Source organism: Streptomyces kronopolitis, assembly GCF_014646275.1.
Classification (GTDB): Bacteria; Actinomycetota; Actinomycetes; order Streptomycetales; family Streptomycetaceae; genus Streptomyces; species Streptomyces kronopolitis.
The window spans coordinates 116,946-132,096 of sequence record NZ_BMND01000015.1 but is presented as its reverse complement, the minus strand read 5'-3'; the positions used below and the strand labels follow the sequence as shown (position 1 = coordinate 132,096).

The 15,151-nt window shown below is 70.3% G+C and carries 14 protein-coding genes; 9 read left to right on the top strand and 5 right to left on the bottom strand.

Annotated elements, in window-relative coordinates; all coding sequences use genetic code 11:
- Positions 1–211: 211 nt before the first annotated feature.
- Positions 212–520 (bottom strand): hypothetical protein, encoded by a 309-nt coding sequence (locus IEY78_RS18030; protein WP_189099475.1) that lies wholly within the window; start codon positions 518–520, stop codon positions 212–214.
- A 580-nt stretch (positions 521–1,100) separates the two neighbouring features.
- On the opposite strand from IEY78_RS18030, the gene IEY78_RS18025 reads away from it, so the two are divergent.
- The 4 genes from IEY78_RS18025 to IEY78_RS18010 all read left to right on the top strand — a co-directional run bounded on the left by IEY78_RS18025 (position 1,101) and on the right by IEY78_RS18010 (position 6,045).
- The gene (locus IEY78_RS18025; RefSeq protein ID WP_229700027.1) at positions 1,101–2,108 is read left to right on the top strand and encodes a DUF1259 domain-containing protein; all 1,008 of its coding nucleotides are present in this window, start codon (positions 1,101–1,103) and stop codon (positions 2,106–2,108) included.
- 509 nt (positions 2,109–2,617) lie between these two features.
- Complete coding sequence (locus tag IEY78_RS18020) at positions 2,618–4,060, top strand: family 2B encapsulin nanocompartment shell protein (RefSeq protein WP_189099471.1); 1,443 nt, start codon at positions 2,618–2,620, stop codon at positions 4,058–4,060.
- 15 nt (positions 4,061–4,075) lie between these two features.
- Positions 4,076–5,134, top strand: coding sequence for a family 2 encapsulin nanocompartment cargo protein terpene cyclase (locus tag IEY78_RS18015; RefSeq protein WP_189099469.1), 1,059 nt, complete (start codon positions 4,076–4,078; stop codon positions 5,132–5,134).
- Between the two features lie 35 nt (positions 5,135–5,169).
- Positions 5,170–6,045 carry a geranyl diphosphate 2-C-methyltransferase gene (locus tag IEY78_RS18010; protein WP_189099466.1) on the top strand — a complete coding sequence of 292 codons (876 nt, stop codon included), beginning with the start codon at positions 5,170–5,172 and terminating at the stop codon, positions 6,043–6,045.
- A gap of 68 nt (positions 6,046–6,113) precedes the next feature.
- Here the strand turns inward: IEY78_RS18010 and IEY78_RS18005 are convergent, their stop codons facing one another.
- Positions 6,114–6,566 (bottom strand): Lrp/AsnC family transcriptional regulator, encoded by a 453-nt coding sequence (locus IEY78_RS18005; RefSeq protein ID WP_189099464.1) that lies wholly within the window; start codon positions 6,564–6,566, stop codon positions 6,114–6,116.
- Positions 6,567–6,678: 112 nt separating this feature from the next.
- On the opposite strand from IEY78_RS18005, the gene IEY78_RS18000 reads away from it, so the two are divergent.
- Together IEY78_RS18000 and IEY78_RS17995 are read left to right on the top strand one after the other, a co-directional pair.
- On the top strand, positions 6,679–7,296 hold the full coding sequence (locus IEY78_RS18000; protein ID WP_189099462.1) for a LysE family translocator: 618 nt from the start codon (positions 6,679–6,681) through the stop codon (positions 7,294–7,296).
- 111 nt (positions 7,297–7,407) lie between these two features.
- The gene (locus IEY78_RS17995) at positions 7,408–8,373 is read left to right on the top strand and encodes a GNAT family N-acetyltransferase (protein WP_189099461.1); all 966 of its coding nucleotides are present in this window, start codon (positions 7,408–7,410) and stop codon (positions 8,371–8,373) included.
- A 71-nt stretch (positions 8,374–8,444) separates the two neighbouring features.
- On the opposite strand, the gene IEY78_RS17990 is transcribed toward IEY78_RS17995, so the two are convergent.
- The 3 genes from IEY78_RS17990 to IEY78_RS17980 all read right to left on the bottom strand — a co-directional run bounded on the left by IEY78_RS17990 (position 8,445) and on the right by IEY78_RS17980 (position 12,342).
- Positions 8,445–9,197, bottom strand: a complete 753-nt coding sequence (locus IEY78_RS17990; protein ID WP_189099459.1) for a nucleotidyltransferase domain-containing protein — start codon at positions 9,195–9,197, stop codon at positions 8,445–8,447.
- A 145-nt stretch (positions 9,198–9,342) separates the two neighbouring features.
- On the bottom strand, positions 9,343–10,488 hold the full coding sequence (locus tag IEY78_RS17985; RefSeq protein WP_189099457.1) for an ABC transporter substrate-binding protein: 1,146 nt from the start codon (positions 10,486–10,488) through the stop codon (positions 9,343–9,345).
- Positions 10,489–10,890: 402 nt separating this feature from the next.
- Positions 10,891–12,342: an amidase gene (locus IEY78_RS17980; protein ID WP_189099455.1), complete on the bottom strand. Its 1,452-nt coding sequence runs from the start codon at positions 12,340–12,342 to the stop codon at positions 10,891–10,893.
- 122 nt (positions 12,343–12,464) lie between these two features.
- Between IEY78_RS17980 and IEY78_RS17975 the strand changes: the two genes are divergently transcribed.
- The 3 genes from IEY78_RS17975 to IEY78_RS17965 all read left to right on the top strand — a co-directional run bounded on the left by IEY78_RS17975 (position 12,465) and on the right by IEY78_RS17965 (position 15,090).
- Positions 12,465–13,082 (top strand): TetR/AcrR family transcriptional regulator, encoded by a 618-nt coding sequence (locus IEY78_RS17975; RefSeq protein ID WP_189099453.1) that lies wholly within the window; start codon positions 12,465–12,467, stop codon positions 13,080–13,082.
- A gap of 329 nt (positions 13,083–13,411) precedes the next feature.
- The gene (locus tag IEY78_RS17970; protein WP_189099451.1) at positions 13,412–14,026 is read left to right on the top strand and encodes a dihydrofolate reductase family protein; all 615 of its coding nucleotides are present in this window, start codon (positions 13,412–13,414) and stop codon (positions 14,024–14,026) included.
- 122 nt (positions 14,027–14,148) lie between these two features.
- Positions 14,149–15,090, top strand: coding sequence for an aminoglycoside phosphotransferase family protein (locus tag IEY78_RS17965; protein ID WP_189099449.1), 942 nt, complete (start codon positions 14,149–14,151; stop codon positions 15,088–15,090).
- The last annotated feature ends 61 nt before the right edge of the window (positions 15,091–15,151 follow it).

Sequence of the window (15,151 nt, the reverse complement as noted above, 5' to 3'; positions counted from 1 at the left end):
CCGTTCCAAGGGCCCTATCCGTATGAACGCGCCGGCCACCATTAGTCAGGGGCGGCACAGGGTCACCGGTGAGGTCTGGATGGGCTGACGGGTCGAAGACTGAACCAGAGCCACACGCGAGGCGCCTCGAACTGAGCGGGGCACCTTGCGTTCTGCGTGCCAGAACTCTGTCCGTGGCCGGCGGGCGTCTGCCTGGTTCAGTTCGAGCTACCTACTCCACCGCATACAGCAGGTTGTACTCGGCGCCATCCGTCCTGAAGCGCAGGCTGCGCTCACCGGGCGTATCCGTGATCCACTGCTCCCCGAGCTTGCCGTCCCCGGCGGTTCCGCCGGCCTCCCCAAGAGAGACGGCGATCGATCCCGTGAAGTCGCAGTCGTACTTGACCGTGTACATCCGGTCTCCCAGCACCGTCCCGTTCCACACGGTGCCACGATCCTGGACGACAAGCCTCGGCTTGTCGAAGCCGCTGTGGCCCTCGGTCGTGACGCACTTGAGCTTCTCCAGATAGAGCTTGGCCATACCGTCCCCTGTGCAGGATCCTTCTCGACGCTGCACATCCTGCCGAGGCTCATTAAACGATCACTAAACGAAGGAATGCGGTAGTCACCGCCAAGGCGACACCCCGCGGCCCGGGGCACGGGCTGGACGTGCTCGCCGGGTGTGGCGGGCACGAGATCGTCGAGGTGGAAGTCGAGTACGTCGCTCATGCCGCCGGTCCCGATTGCGCGGGCGCGGGGGCGGTCCGCACGCGGTGGTTGGGTCGGGTCGGGCTCGTCGTGCACCAATTGTCGGTACTGGCCAGCCGGACCGTCCGCACGACGTCGTGCCCGGCGTGGCAGCAACGACAGCCTGATCCACCCGCACCACGTCACCGCGGCCTGGCTGCGGTGACGTCACATGCATGCCGGCGGGGCGGGGGAGTGTGCTCCGCTGACGTCACGGAGCGCCGCTGGGCCGCGAGCGAGCACCGCGGTCCGGCCTCCGCGCCAGGCCGCTTCACCCGTCGCGACGACTGCTTAGCCCACCTGGGCTCCCGGCGAGCGCGGAAATGACGGTGTATCAGGTTCCGCATGCTTCCATCGCGTGCATGGAGGCTCACGTGATCGCTGGAGACCGGGCACGACAGCAGGACACCGAACCGCGAGCGGGTGCGTCGAGGCGGCGCGTGCTGGCCGCAGCCGCCCTGGCCCCGGTGCTCGCCGGGGCGCCGGGCACTGCGCGGGCCCTGTCCGCCGGGGCGGCCGAGGTGAGCCGCCGGGGGCTGGTCAAGCCGGTGCGCACCACCCTGTCGGACTGGGCGCGGGTGGCTCGTGTGCTGGGCGGGCCGGGCGATATGAAGCGCAACCTGATGTACCACACAGGCTTCCCGCGTCGGGACCTCCGGGTGGTCTCCCGGAAGGTCACCGTCAAACCGTCGCTGGCGCTGGGCTCGCATGTGTCCTTCGTCCGTTACGCCGATGGCAGCACGATGCTGATGGGCGATGTGGTGGTCACCGAAGGCGAACTGCAGCGCTTCACCGATACCCTCCACCGGCACGGGATCGAGCAGACCGCGATCCACAAGCACCTGCTCGCCCAGACTCCCGACATCTGGTGGATCCACGTCCACGCGCACGGCCATGACCCGGTGGCCATCGCCCGCGGACTGCGCGCGGCCTTCGATTGCACGGGCACGCCGCCCCCGCGGTCGAGCGATCCGACAACGGCCGTCGCCCTGGACACCGCCGGCATCGATGCCGCGCTGGGCGTCAAGGGTTCCACCGACGACGGTATCTACAAGTGCATCTTCGTGCGGCGCGAGACCATCACCGACGGCGGCTACGTACTGCCTCCGGGCCTGGGCTCGACCAGCGCGTTCAACATCCAGCCCCTGGGCGGTGGCCGGGCCGCGATCAGCGGCGACTGCGCCATGATCGCCAAGGAGGTCCAGCACGTCCTGGTGGCCCTGCGCCGCGCCGGGGCCCAACTCGTCGAGCTGCACAACCACGGCCTGACGGACGAACCCCGCCTGTTCTTCACCCACTTCTGGGCAGTCGGCAACGCCGTCAAACTCGCCCGCGCCCTGCGCCCCGTGGTGGCAGCCACCAACGTCGTGGCGGCGGGCTGACCGGACACCGTTGAGGGCGGGCGTCATCCGGCCGTCCGGAAAGCCGCGTCCGCCGCACTGAGACCGGCGTGACGTCGAGCAGGTCCGGACACGAGCATCGCCCGCCGGAAGGACTCGTGGCCGTCCGGACTCCCGGCCCGCCGTGCTGCGCCAAATCGAGTCCATGGGCCGAGCCGAAGGCCCGAGTCATAGGGCCGAGTGCCACGTATCCTCACAAGCCCGTGACATGACAACAGCCGTACTGGGCATGCTCGTTGTGCCACTCCCTTGGCCCGTGTCGACCTTCGTCATTCATGCGCGCGCGGGGAGCGTGTGCCAATGGCGGGGCGCATGGGAGCGCTGCCGTGCGCCGTCTGCCTCGATCCGGGGTTTGTGACTTCCGGTCGCGAGGCCGCCCCCCTTCACGCCGTACCGGCGTGCCCCTGCCTGCTGTTTGGCTGTCCCTGCGCACGGCCACCTTGCTCACCACCGGCCGTTTCTATCACTCTGTTCACCTCCCGGGAGGGAATGTGTCCGTACCGGACAGTGTCACCGGTTCCGCCACCGAAGAGCCCGGTCTCGCACCACCCCCGCACAGCGCGCTCACCAGCCTCAGCACACAGGCCGCGCGCCACCTGGCGACCACCACCAAGTCCGAGCCCCAGATGCAGGCCATCACCTCGCGGTGGCTGCTGAAGATGCTGCCCTGGGTGGACGTCAAGGGCGGGACCTACCGGGTCAACCGGCGGCTGCAACTCCGCGTCGGCCGGGGCCGTGTCCAGTTCGAGCACAATGGCGCCGACGACATCAAGGTGATCCCGCAGACCCTCACCGAACTGCCCGCCCTGCGCGGCTATGACGACGTCGAGGTCCTCAAGGAGCTCGCCGGCCGCTTCCGCGTCCGGGAGGTGCGCGCCGGTCAGACGCTCTTCGAGGAGGGGCAGCCGGTCACCGAGGCCTACCTCGTCGTGCACGGCCGCTTCGCCCGTTACGCGGCCGGCAAGTACGGCGACGAAGAGGTCCTGGGCGTCGTCACGGACGGCGACCAGATGGGGGACGAGGCGATCGGCCGGCCCGAGCCGCTGTGGCTGAGCTCGGTCCGCGCGGAATCCGCGGGTGTGGTGATGGTCCTGCCGTGGGACGCGGTCCGGGAGCTCACCGACCGGGCCCCCTCCCTGGCCGCGCACCTCGCCGCGTACGCGGAACAGCAGCAGCGCCCCATGAACCGCAAGGGTGAGGCGGAGGTGCCGGTAGCGGCGGGACACGTCGGCGAGCCGACGCTCTCCGGCGGTTTCGTTGACTACGATCTGGCGCCCCGGGAGTACGAACTCTCCCTGACGCAGACCGTGTTGCGGGTCCACAGCCGGGTCGCCGACCTCTACAACGAGCCCATGGACCAGACCCAGCAGCAGCTCCGGCTGACCGTGGAGGAGGTCCGCGAACGCCAGGAGTGGGAACTGGTCAACAACCGGGAGTTCGGGCTGCTGCACAACGCCGACTACGGCCAGCGCATCAGCACCTACACCGGCGCGCCCACCCCCGACGACATGGACGAGCTGCTGTCCATGCGCCGCAAGACGCGGCTGTTCCTGGCGCATCCCAAGGCGATCGCCGCCTTCTTCCGCCAGTGCAACAAGCGCGGTCTGGTGCCGGGCACGGCGAGCGTCGACGGGCACGACGTTCCCGCGTGGCGCGGTGTTCCGATCTTCCCGTGCGGCAAGATCCCGATCAGCGAGGCCCACACCACCAGCATCCTCGCGCTGCGCACCGGGGAAGCGGACCAGGGCGTCGTGGGCCTGCACCAGACCGGCATTCCCGAGGAGTACCAGCCCGGCCTGAACGTCCGGTTCATGGGCATCGACCAGGCCGCGGTCATCAAGTACCTCGTCACCGCCTACTACTCGGCGGCCATCCTCGTGCCCGACGCGGTCGGAGTCCTGGACAACGTCCAGATCGGCCGCAGCGCCGACTGACAGTGGAGTACGTACATGAGCACGCCCCCGAACGACACCTCCGCGTACGCGCTGCCCGGCCCGCCGAACCTCGTCCGCAGCCTGCGGAACCGGCGCAGTACCACCGTGCCCGGGCTGAGGTTCCGGCCTGCCGCCCCCGCCGACCCCGCCAAGGCCGAGGAGATCGACCGCCGGCTGGAGGCCTGGGCCCGACAGCTGGACCTCTTCCCCGCACGGTGGAGCGGGGACTTCACCGAGTTCCAGTTCGGCCGGGCCGTCGTCCTTCAGCACCCCGGCGCCGCCGACCTCGAACGCCTCACCGTCGCGGGCAAGTTGCTGCTGGCCGAGAACATCGTCGACAACTGCTACTGCGAGGAGGACGAGGGCAAGGGCGGTGCGCACCGCGGGCTGGGCGGTCGACTGATCATGGCGCAGTCAGCCCTCGACCCCTTCCACGGCACCGCTGAAACGGAGGACCAGTGGCGCCGCGGGGTGCAGAGCGACGGCCCCCTGCGCTCCTACCACTGGGCCCTCAAGGACTACGCGGCCATCGCCACGCCCAGCCAGGCCGACCGGTTCGTGCACGACATCGCACGGCTGCACCTCGGCTACCTCGCCGAGGCCTCCTGGGCGGAGACCCGGCATGTGCCGCAGGTCTGGGAGTACTTGGTGATGCGGCAGTTCAACAACTTCCGCCCCTGCCTGTCCATCGTGGACACCGTGGACGGCTACGAACTGCCCGAGGCCCTCTACGCCCGCCCCGAGATCCAGCGGATCACCAGCCTGGCCTGCAACGCCACGACCATCGTCAATGACCTGTACTCCTTCACCAGGGAGCTGGCCAGCGACCCGACCCACCTCAACCTCCCCCAAGTGGTCGCCGCCAACGACAAGAACGGCCTGAAGGCCGCTTACCTCAAGAGCGTCGAGATCCACAACCAGATCATGGAAGCGTTCGAGACGGAATCCGCCCCGCTGTCCGCCGCCTCGCCCCTCGTCGAGAGGTATGTGCGGGGGCTGACCGACTGGGTGTCCGGCAACCACGAGTGGCACGCCACCAACACCGAGCGCTACCAGCTGCCCGACTACTGGTAAATCGAGCCCACGCACCACACCAGCAAGGAGCCACGTTGACCACCGTGCACGCCGACACCGCCCGCATCCCGGTGCCGACCCAGTCCACGTACCAGACCCGCGTCGCGGACTACTGGAACGCCGAGGAAAACCCGGTCAACCTCGAACTCGGAAAGATCGACGACCTCTACCACCACCACTACGGCATCGGGGACGCCGACCGGACCGTGCTGGACGAGCCGGATCCCGGCCGGCGCCGCGAACGCCTCACCGGCGAACTGCACCGGTTGGAAGAGGCCCAGGCCCAACTCCTCGCCTCCCACCTCGGCCAGCTCTCGCCCGCCGACCGGGTCTTCGACGCCGGATGCGGACGCGGCGGCGGCAGCGTCGTGGCGAACCTGCGCTACGGCTGCCACGCCGACGGGGTGACGATCTCCGCGAAGCAGGCCGACTTCGCCAACCAGCAGGCCCGCAAGCGCGGTATCGACGACAAGGTCAGCTACCACCACCGCAACATGCTCGACACCGGCTTCACCTCCGGCGCGTACGCGGCCTCGTGGAACAACGAGTCGACGATGTACGTCGAACTCGACCTGCTCTTCGCCGAACACGCCCGGCTGCTGCGCCGCGGCGGACGCTATGTGACCATCACCGGTTGTTATAACGACACCTACGGCCGCGCCTCGCGCGAGGTGTCCCTCATCAACGCCCACTACATCTGCGACATCCACCCCCGCTCGGCCTACTTCCGCGCCATGGCCCGCAACCGCCTCGTCCCCACCCACGTCCAGGACCTGACCCAGGCCGCGCTCCCGTACTGGGAACTGCGCAAGGAGGCCGACCACCTGGTCACCGGCATCGAGGACACCTTCCTGACCGCCTACCGCAACGGCAGCTTCCAGTACCTGCTGATCGTCGCCGACCGGGTCTGACGCCACCGGCACGGGGCCGCGCCACCCAGGGCGCGGCCCCGCGCTCATGTCTGGTCCACCTGCGCGGACTACTCGGGCAGCGGCCGGTCGTCGACGACGTGCTTCATGACGAGGGTGGAGGTCAGGCGCTGGACGCCCGGGAGCCTGGCCAGCTGCTGGTCGTAGAGCTGCTGGAAGGCGGCGAGGTCGGTGGTGGCGACCCGCAGGAGGTAGTCGGGTTCGCCGAAGAGGCGCTGGGCCTGGAGCACGTGGGGGACGGCGGCCACGGCTTCTTCGAAGGAGGTCACGGTGTCGCGGTCCTCCCAGCGCAGGGTGGCGAAGACGAGCGCCTCGAAGGTGAGTCCCAGGGCCGCCGGGTCCACGACGGCACGGTACCCGCGGATCGCTCCCTCGCGTTCGAGGTCGCGCAGCCGGCGGTGGCAGGGCGAGACGCTGAGCTGCACGCGGGCGGCCAGTTCGGTGACCGTGAGACGGCCGTCCAGCTGCAGCTCGGTAAGAATTTTCCGGTCCATGGCGTCCATGGGGAAGATTCTCCCTCAGATCCCGCGATCATGGAGTAAATGAAGGAACACTTTCGGGCAGATCCGGCCTAGCCTTCCTCTCGCAAAGCGAAAATGCGAGAGGGAACGATCCATGGACACGACCACGCTGGCGGCATTTCTGGCCGTGGACCTCCTGCTGGTGTTCACGCCGGGTGCGGACTGGGCCTATGCGATCTCGGCGGGCCTGCGGGGCCGGTCGGTCGTCCCCGCGGTCGCCGGGCTGATAGCCGGCTACGCGGGATACACCCTGCTCGCCGTCGCGGGCCTGGTGGTGATCGTGGCGAGTTCACCGACCCTGCTCACCGCGCTGACCGTCGCCGGCGCCATCTACCTCGTGTGGCTCGGCTTCGGCGTGCTCCGCCAGCCGGCCACCCTGACGGCGTCCGCATCGCCGATGGAGTCCTCCCGCGCGCAGATCATGCTCAAGGGAGTCGGGATCAGCGGCCTGAACCCCAAGGCGCTGCTGCTTTACTTCTCACTGTTCCCGCAGTTCATCCACCCGGCGGCGGGCTGGCCGGTCGCCGCGCAGACCGGCCTGCTGGGCACGCTGCACATGGCCGCCTGCGCCGTCGTCTACCTCTCCGTCGGCGTCCTGGCGCGCACCGTCCTGCGAACCCGGCCCGCCGCCGCCCGGGCGGTCACCCGGGTCTCCGGTGCCATGATGATCGTCATCGGCGGGTTCCTTCTGGTGGAACGCTTGACGGGCTGACGCACCTGCCTCACCCGCTCGTGCGCGGTGATGTCCGCTGGATGTCTGCCGCAGGGTGATGCCCGTAAATCCCTTCGACGCGCCCTTTGGTCTCTTTGTACGGTGACGTGGATGACTCTCCACCTCACGCCGCTCACCACGGCCGACGCCCGGGACCTCGCGACCCTGCGCGACGAGGTCGAACACGTCGACAGAACGGGCCTGCACGAGGACGAGACGGACGTCAGCCAGCAACTCACCGACCCCAAGCTGGACTTGGCGCACCACACCATCGGCCTCCGGCAGGGATCACAGCTGGTGGCGTACGCCATGGTGTACGAGCCGGAGCGGGTAGGGGACATCGCCCGCTTCGAAACCGCCGCCACCGTCCATCCGGACCGGCGCCGGCAGGGGATCGGCACGCGGCTGGTCGACTGGATGCGCGGCCGCGCGGAGGCGATCCGGGCCGCGCGGCACCCGGGCGTACCGGCGGAACTGCTGATCGACGGGCTGGCCGGCGACGCGGGGTTCGCTGCGCTGGCCCGGCACACCGGGTTCGCGCCCCGCCGCTACTGGTTCAGCATGACGCACGACCTGCGCGCGGACCGGCTGCCCGCCCCGGGGGTGCCGGACGGCTTGCACCTGACGCCCTTCGAACCGTCCCTCGACGAGGCGACCCGGCATGCGCACAACGACGCGTTCCGCGATCACTGGAACCACACCGAGACGGACCGGACCGACTGGGACACCTGGTTCACCGGGGCCCGTTCGTTCCGCGCCGGGCTCTCCTCCCTGCTGCTCGACGCCGACGGTAGCGTCGCGGCGTATCTGCTCGCCGACGAGTACGTCGCCGACCACGCGGCCACGGGCTACCGTGCCTGCACGATCGGCCACCTGGGCACCCGGCAGTCTCACCGCGGACGCGGCGCGGCCCGTGCCCTGCTGGCGCACACCCTGGCCGAGGCTCGCGAGCAGCAGTACGACAAGGCGGAACTGGTCGTCGACGCCGCCAACCCGACCGGGGCCCTGGGGCTCTACGAACGGATGGGATTCACAACGGAGCGGCAGTTCGTGACGTATGCCCGGCCGCTGGACTGAGCGGGCACGGCCGACGGGGGAGTCCGGCTCGTCGACAAATGGACCGCGGGCGGCCGCCCCGCGCGCAGTCCCTACCGCTGAGCCTCGGTCGGCCGTGCCTGCCAGCGGTCGGCATACCCCTCGCGCAGTGGCCCGCCCACCAGTTCCAGCAGTTCTCCTGCCGCGGCCGACAGCGGGCCGGGGTCGGCGCGTTCCGCCACGGCTTGATGCCCGGCCAGCAGGTCGTTCCCCCGCACTGGATCCGCGGCGATGAGCCGGCGGGGCATCCACTTGCCGATCCCCGTCCAGGCACCGTGGTGGGCCGTGAGCAGCTCGGCCGCTTCCCGCAGCACGTGGTCGGCGATGACGAGCTGCTCATAGCGGTTCACCGGTGGGGTGGCCGTGTCGGCCAGGTCGTCCAGGTAGCACGTCAGGACATAGCGCCTATGACACCACTGCTCGGCTGTCAGCGGTGGTGGTCCCATGGCGAGGACCTCTTGTGCCCGTTGACGAGTCCGGGCCACCTGCCCGTGAGGATCCGTCAACGTCATCCCCTGGGCGTAGACGAAGACCACGGTCGCCCTGCGGCGCGCCCGATCCCACTCGAAGAACTCGGGCACGTCATCGACCGAGTTGAGGAACAGCTCGACGAGGCGACCTTCGTGACGGATCACCTCTCGTCCGCTTCCCGCGCGGTCCGGGAGGAGGACACCGATGTCGAGGTCACTCGTCGGAGTCGAGCGGCCGAGGGCGGCTGACCCACCGAGAACCGCCCCGAGTGCCTGCGGGAACAGTTCGCGCACGAGTCGCCCGGCCTGACAGAGCGCGGCTTCTTGATCCTTCATGGGCGCTCATCGTGCCACCCCCAGAACGTGACCTCCAGAGGTTCCCGATCCGGCGCCGACCGCGGCCATTGGCCGGAGGAGGGGGTGGGTGCCGCCGCCCGAGAGTGGGCGGCGGGCATCTCGTCGGCCCGGGTGTGCGGTGCGGTCAGCCGGAAGAGGGCTGGCCCCAGCTCGTGGCGATGACGCCCTTGGCGTTGCTCTGCTGGGTCTCGGTGGGGAAGGTCGGCGTGCCGGTGACCTTCGGCAGCTTCGCGGCCGCGGCCTTGTCGAGGGTGCCGGCCTTCTTCATGGCGGCCATCAGAGCCGGACGGGCGTAGCCCTTGAGCCGGATGTTCTGACCCTCGGTGCTGTAGAGGTACTCCAGCCACAGGCGCGCGGCCGCGGGGTGCGGCGCGTCCTTGTTGATGGCCTGCGAGTAGTACTGGGAGAACTTGCCGTCCGTGGGGACCGCGACCGTCCAGTGGCGGCCCTTGGACTTGAACTCGTCGGTGTACCCGGCGTTGAGGTAGTCCCAGTCGATGCTGATCGGGGTCTTGCCCTTCGCGACGGTGGCCGGGGTGGAGTCGAGGGTCGTGAAGTTGCCGATCCTCTTCAGCTTGGCGAAGAAGTCTATGCCGGGCTGGATGTCGTCGAAGGAGCCGCCGTTGGCGAGGGCGGCCGCGTACACGGCGCCGAAGGCCGAACCCGACTTGGTGGGGCTGCCGTTGAGCGCGACCTGGCCCTTGTACTGCGGATCGAGCAGGTCCTTGAAGCTGGTCGGGCAGGTGTGCACGCGCTTGGCGTCGCAGCCGAAGGAGATGTAGCCGCCGTAGTCGTTCGACCAGCGGCCGATGGAGTCCCGCTGGGCGTCGGGGACGTCGGCGAAACCGGCGACCATGTACGGCGCGAGCAGCCCGTCCTGGGCGGCGGTCTGGGCGAAGGAGCTGCCGAGGTCGAGGACGTCGGGCGCGGTGTCCTTGCCCTTGCGGGAGGTGACCGCGTTGATCTCGTCCTGGCTGGAGCCGCTCGGGTTCTCGACATCGACCTTGATGCCGTACTTCTTCTTGAAGCCGTCGATCAGGGCCCCGTAATTGGCCCAGTCGCGGGGCAGCGCGATCGCGTGCAGGGTGCCCTCCTGCTTGGCCGCCTTGGCCAGGGCGTCGACGCCGCCGAAGGCCTCGGCCGTGGTCGCGGTGGCCGCATTCTTCCCGCCGCTCGACGCGTCGGGGGCGCCACAGGCGCTCAGGCTGAATGCGGTGGCGACGGTGAGGACGCCGGTGAGGACGGCGGTCCTCGGCAGGGGCACGGTCACGGACTCTCCAGGGGTACGCACAGAGGGTTGAAGGGATTCATGCGGGGCCACACAGGGGATGCACGTGGGGGGTGAGCACCTGTCCGACGACGTGTCCGAACAAGTTGGGCCTCAGTAGGCCCAACTATGGTGTGCAACAGGTAAACGTTGGTCAAACTATTAGCTCCGATTCCCTCACAATCGCAGCTCGCAGGGGTTACCACGGCACCTCGCCCCGACTGGCCGTACTACACACTTTCCCCACAACTCGGCGCAAGAGGGAAGGTCTCGCGACGCGGGCGTGGGCGTGGTGGGGGAGCGGCGCGGGAACGCATCAGCCGTCGGAGGGGTCTGTCAAGACCTGCCGCCGAGACCGTTCGACGAGACCGTGAATCGTTCCCGGCGGCCGAGGCGGCGGCGGGGTCAGACGGAGGGGAGCGCGCCCGCCCGGACGGGGGGAGTGCGCCGCGCCCAGGGAGCGGCCCGCTCCAGTTGCCCGGCGAGGCGGAACAGCACGTCCTCGCGCCCGTAGCCGGCGGCGAACTGGAGGCCGATGGGCATGCCGGTGGCGGGATCGGACGCCAGGGGCACCGACATGGCGGGGGTGCCGGCGACGTTGAAGGCGGCGGTGAACGGCGACCGGTGGAACAGGTGCTCAAGCCAGCCCAGGCCGTCGGCCCCCTCCGCTCCGTGGTGGTAGGTGCCGAGGGCCACGGGAAGTTCGGGAAGGGTGGGCGTCAGCAGGAGGTCGTGACACGCGAAGTGCGCGCCGATCGCCCGGGCGACCCGGTTGCGCACCTCCAGGGCCCGCACGAAGTCAGCGCCGCTCACCCGGCGCCCCCACGCGTAGCTCGCCAGCATCTCGGGCTCGACGGTCGTCTCGTCCACGGGGCGGCCGAAGGCCTCGGCGAAGCCGTCGATCCAGGTCACCAGGTTCGCCGTCCACAGCCGGGCGTTGGCGAGGACGAATTCCTCCCAGCTCACCCCGAGGTGCATATCGGTGGGTTCGACCCGGTGGCCGAGCGACTCCAGTAGGCGGCCCGCGGCCAGTGTGGCCTCGTGCACGGCCGGCTCCACGGCGCGTCCGTTCCAGGGGGTGGTGAGCAGTCCGACGCGCAGCCGCCCGGGGTCGCGGGTGCTCTCCTCGGCGTACGGGCGCCGGGGAGGTGCCGCGAAGTAGGGGTCGCCGCTTTCGGGGCCCTGGATCAGGTCGAGGAGGGTGGCACTGTCGCGCACGGTGCGGCTGAGGGCGCCGTGCACGGCGAGGCCGTTGAAGACCTCGTCGGTGTCCGGGCCCATGGAGACGCGGCCGCGGGTGGGCTTGAGTCCGAACAGCCCCGTACTGGCGGCGGGGACGCGGATCGAGCCGGCCGCGTCGGTGGCGTGCGCGAGGGGTGTGATGCCGGCGGCGACGGCCGCGGCCGACCCGCCGCTGGAGCCCCCCGGCGTCCTGGTGAGGTCCCAGGGGTTGCGGGTCGCACCGTGGAGGACCGGTTCCGTGGTGGTGCTGTAGGCGAATTCGGGGGACGCCGTACGACCCAGCGTCACCAGGCCGGCCCGCCTGAACCGTCGCATGAGGAAGGAGTCGGCCGCCGCCACATTGCCGGCGGCGAGGCGGCTGCCCAGTTCGACGCGCTTGCCCTTCATGGCCACGGCCAGGTCCTTGATGAGGAATGGGACACCGGCGAGCGGGGTGCTGCCCGGGTCCGGGGCGTCCTCGGCGGGCCAGTTCTCCACGACGGCGTTGAGGTGCGGATTGACCGCGGATATCGCCTCCTGGGCGGCGGAGGCGAGCTCCGCGGCGGTGACGTCTCCTCGTGCCACGAGCTGGGCCAGCCCCACGGCGTCGTACTGGGTGTATTCGTGCAGCTTCATGGTGCTCGGCCTCGCGATGATCCGACCGGTCCCGCGTGATACCGATCGGTATCGTTCGGGGTCGGTCGGTAACGTAGCATGGGTGGAGAGCGGCCGGCGACGGTGACCGAAGTGAGGCGGAGATGGCGAGCAGCCCCCCAAGGCCCGGACGGGACACGAGAGTTGCCCGGCTGCCTCCGCGCGAGCGCATCCTCGACGCGGCCGAGGAGCTCTTCCTGCGCGAGGGCATCAGGGCCGTCGGGGTCCAGGCCATCGCCGAGCGCGCGCAGACCACGAAGATGGCCCTCTACCGGCACTTCGACACCAAGGACGCCCTGATCGAGGAGTGGCTGCGCATCGTCGCGGCGGGCTACTCGTCCGCCTTCGACCGGACGGAGGCCGAACACCCCGGCGACGGCCGGGCCCAGATCCTCGCCGTGACGCGCTTCTTCGCCGAGGGGCTGCCGGAGGTCGCGGAGCGGGGCTGCCCCTTCGTCAACTCCATCGCCGGCCTGCCCGACCGGCAACACCCGGCCCGCCGGCTGATCGAGGACCATAAGGCCACCCAACGGCGCCGCCTCACGGCCATGTGCGAGAGAGCCGGTGTGCGGGACCCCGACGAGGCCGCCGCCGAGATCACCTTCCTCATGGAGGGCGCCCAGATCAGTGCCCAGAACGGAAGCGTCGACCGCGCGGGGGAGCGGCTGCTCACCGCGGTCGAGGCGATCCTGGAGCGGGGAGGGGCGGACGGGGGGAGCTGAGCCGGAGCCTGGCATCGGGCAGCATCCGGGCGCGCCCCGACACGTGACCGGGTCCCTCCGCATGGGCCCGGTGCGCCGCCTCCCACGTGCCGCCGGGGCGGGTAAGGGCGGCGAGCGTCAGTGCGTGGAGAGCTTTCACCTGGACCGGCCGCACGAGCACGAGCCCCCGGGCCCCGGGCCGGTCCCGTCTGCAGCGCCATTCCAGCGGCCGCCCCACGACTGGCCGACGGAGTGAACCCCGAGCGTGTGCCATCGCATCGTGAGTGACCTGGGTTACATACTTCGTGCATGAGCGATGAATTCAGACAGCGGATCGGGTCTACCTCGGCATGACTCGAATCATCGCTGATATCTCTGTCTCCCTCGACGGCTTCGTCACCGGGCCGAACCCCGGCCCCGGCAACGGTCTGGGCACCGGCGGCGAGGCGCTGCACACCTGGGCGTTTTCCGACGATCCCGACGACCGCCGGCTCGTGCGCGACAGCACTGCCCGCTCCGGCGCCGTCCTCCTCGGCCGCCATCTCTTCGACCTGGTCGACGGGCCCGGCGGCTGGAGCGACGAGATCGGCTACGGCGCCGCCGAGGTCGGCAAGCCCGCCTTCGTCGTCGTGACCAGCTCGCCGCCGGAGTCGGTGCGGCTCGGCGCCCTGGACTGGACGTTCGTCACCACCGGTCTGCCCGACGCCGTCACCACCGCGCGCGAGCGCGCCGAGGCGGCCTCGTCGCACAGCGGCAAGGACCTCGACGTGGTCCTCATGGGCGGCGGCGCCTTGATCCGCTCGGCGCTCGATGCCGGTCTGGTCGACATGCTGAGCCTGCACCTGGCACCCGTCGTCCTGGGCTCGGGCACCCCGCTCTTCACCGGCGCGACGCCACGCACGCTGGTGCAGCGGAGTGTCCACTCGACTTCCACCGCGACGCACCTGACCTACGACGTTCTCTGACCACGGCATGAGGGCCCTCAACCGCGCCGGCACGAGGTGAAGTTGGGGGCCCCGGCCGCTACCCGCCCGCTGACGCCGGACGTCAGGAGCTGCGCGGGCCCCGTCGGCTAATGTGGCTCGGCATGACCCACACCGAGATCGAGATCACCGCGGACCTGGTCCGGGATCTGCTGCACGACCAGCACCCCGACCTGGCCGATCGCCCCGTGCGACTCGGCGCGCGCGGCTGGGACAACCAGCTGTGGCGCCTCGGCGACGACCTCGCCGTCCGGCTGCCCTGGGCGACCCAGTCCGCGGATGCGCTGTTACGCAAAGAGCACGCCTGGGTCCCCGGTCTCGCCCCGCAGCTCCCCCTGCCGGTCCCCGTGCCGCAGCGGCTCGGCGAGCCCTCCGAGCGCTTTCCGCGGCCGTGGATCGTCACCAGCTGGGTGCCGGGAACGCCTGCCGACCGAGCCCCCGCCACGCACGCCACGGAGGCGGCCGACACCCTGGCCGCGTTTCTGACCGCCCTTCACCGGCCGGCCCCCGACGAGGCGCCGGACGGTCACGAGCGCGGAGGGCCGCTGGCCGACCATGCAGAGGGGTTCGCCCGGTGGCTGGCCTCGCTCACCGAGTCGGGTCTGATCCCCGACCCGGACGCCGTCCGCGCGGTCTGGGAAGACGCCGTCACCGCGCCCGAATGGACGGGGCCGGCACTGTGGCTGCACGGCGATCTGCATCCGGCCAACGTCCTCACCGCGAACGGCACCTTCTGCGGCGTCATCGACTTCGGCGCCCTCTGCGCCGGCGACCCGGCTGGCGACCTGGCCGCCGCATGGATCCTGCTGCCGGACGGCGCCGTCGACCGTTTCTACGACGTCTATCAACCGACCCCGGACACGGCGACCCGACGCCGTGCCCGCGGCTGGGCAGTGCTCAGAGCCTTCGCCTGCCTCTCCATCGGAGAAGCAGGCTGCCTCGGCCGCCCGGGCGGCAAGCCCACCTGGGGCCCACCCGGTCACGCGGCACTGCGACGCCTCACCACAACGATCCACCACGCCGGCTCGCCACTGCCAAAGAGCTAGCCCGAGCGGAAAACTCGTTGGCGGACCGTCAGCGACCACTGCTACGTTTCCGGCGGCCGTG

Bases quoted from the DNA above. Each gene is read 5' to 3' on its own strand.
- IEY78_RS18015 (WP_189099469.1), top strand. From the start codon at position 4,076: ATGAGCACGCCCCCGAACGACACCTCCGCGTACGCGCTGCCCGGCCCG.
- IEY78_RS18005 (WP_189099464.1), bottom strand. From the start codon at position 6,566: ATGGACGCCATGGACCGGAAAATTCTTACCGAGCTGCAGCTGGACGGC.
- IEY78_RS18030 (WP_189099475.1), bottom strand. From the start codon at position 520: ATGGCCAAGCTCTATCTGGAGAAGCTCAAGTGCGTCACGACCGAGGGC.
- IEY78_RS17980 (WP_189099455.1), bottom strand. From the start codon at position 12,342: ATGAAGCTGCACGAATACACCCAGTACGACGCCGTGGGGCTGGCCCAG.
- IEY78_RS18000 (WP_189099462.1), top strand. From the start codon at position 6,679: ATGGACACGACCACGCTGGCGGCATTTCTGGCCGTGGACCTCCTGCTG.
- IEY78_RS17995 (WP_189099461.1), top strand. From the start codon at position 7,408: ATGACTCTCCACCTCACGCCGCTCACCACGGCCGACGCCCGGGACCTC.
- IEY78_RS17965 (WP_189099449.1), top strand. From the start codon at position 14,149: ATGACCCACACCGAGATCGAGATCACCGCGGACCTGGTCCGGGATCTG.
- IEY78_RS17970 (WP_189099451.1), top strand. From the start codon at position 13,412: ATGACTCGAATCATCGCTGATATCTCTGTCTCCCTCGACGGCTTCGTC.
- IEY78_RS17975 (WP_189099453.1), top strand. From the start codon at position 12,465: ATGGCGAGCAGCCCCCCAAGGCCCGGACGGGACACGAGAGTTGCCCGG.
- IEY78_RS17990 (WP_189099459.1), bottom strand. From the start codon at position 9,197: ATGAAGGATCAAGAAGCCGCGCTCTGTCAGGCCGGGCGACTCGTGCGC.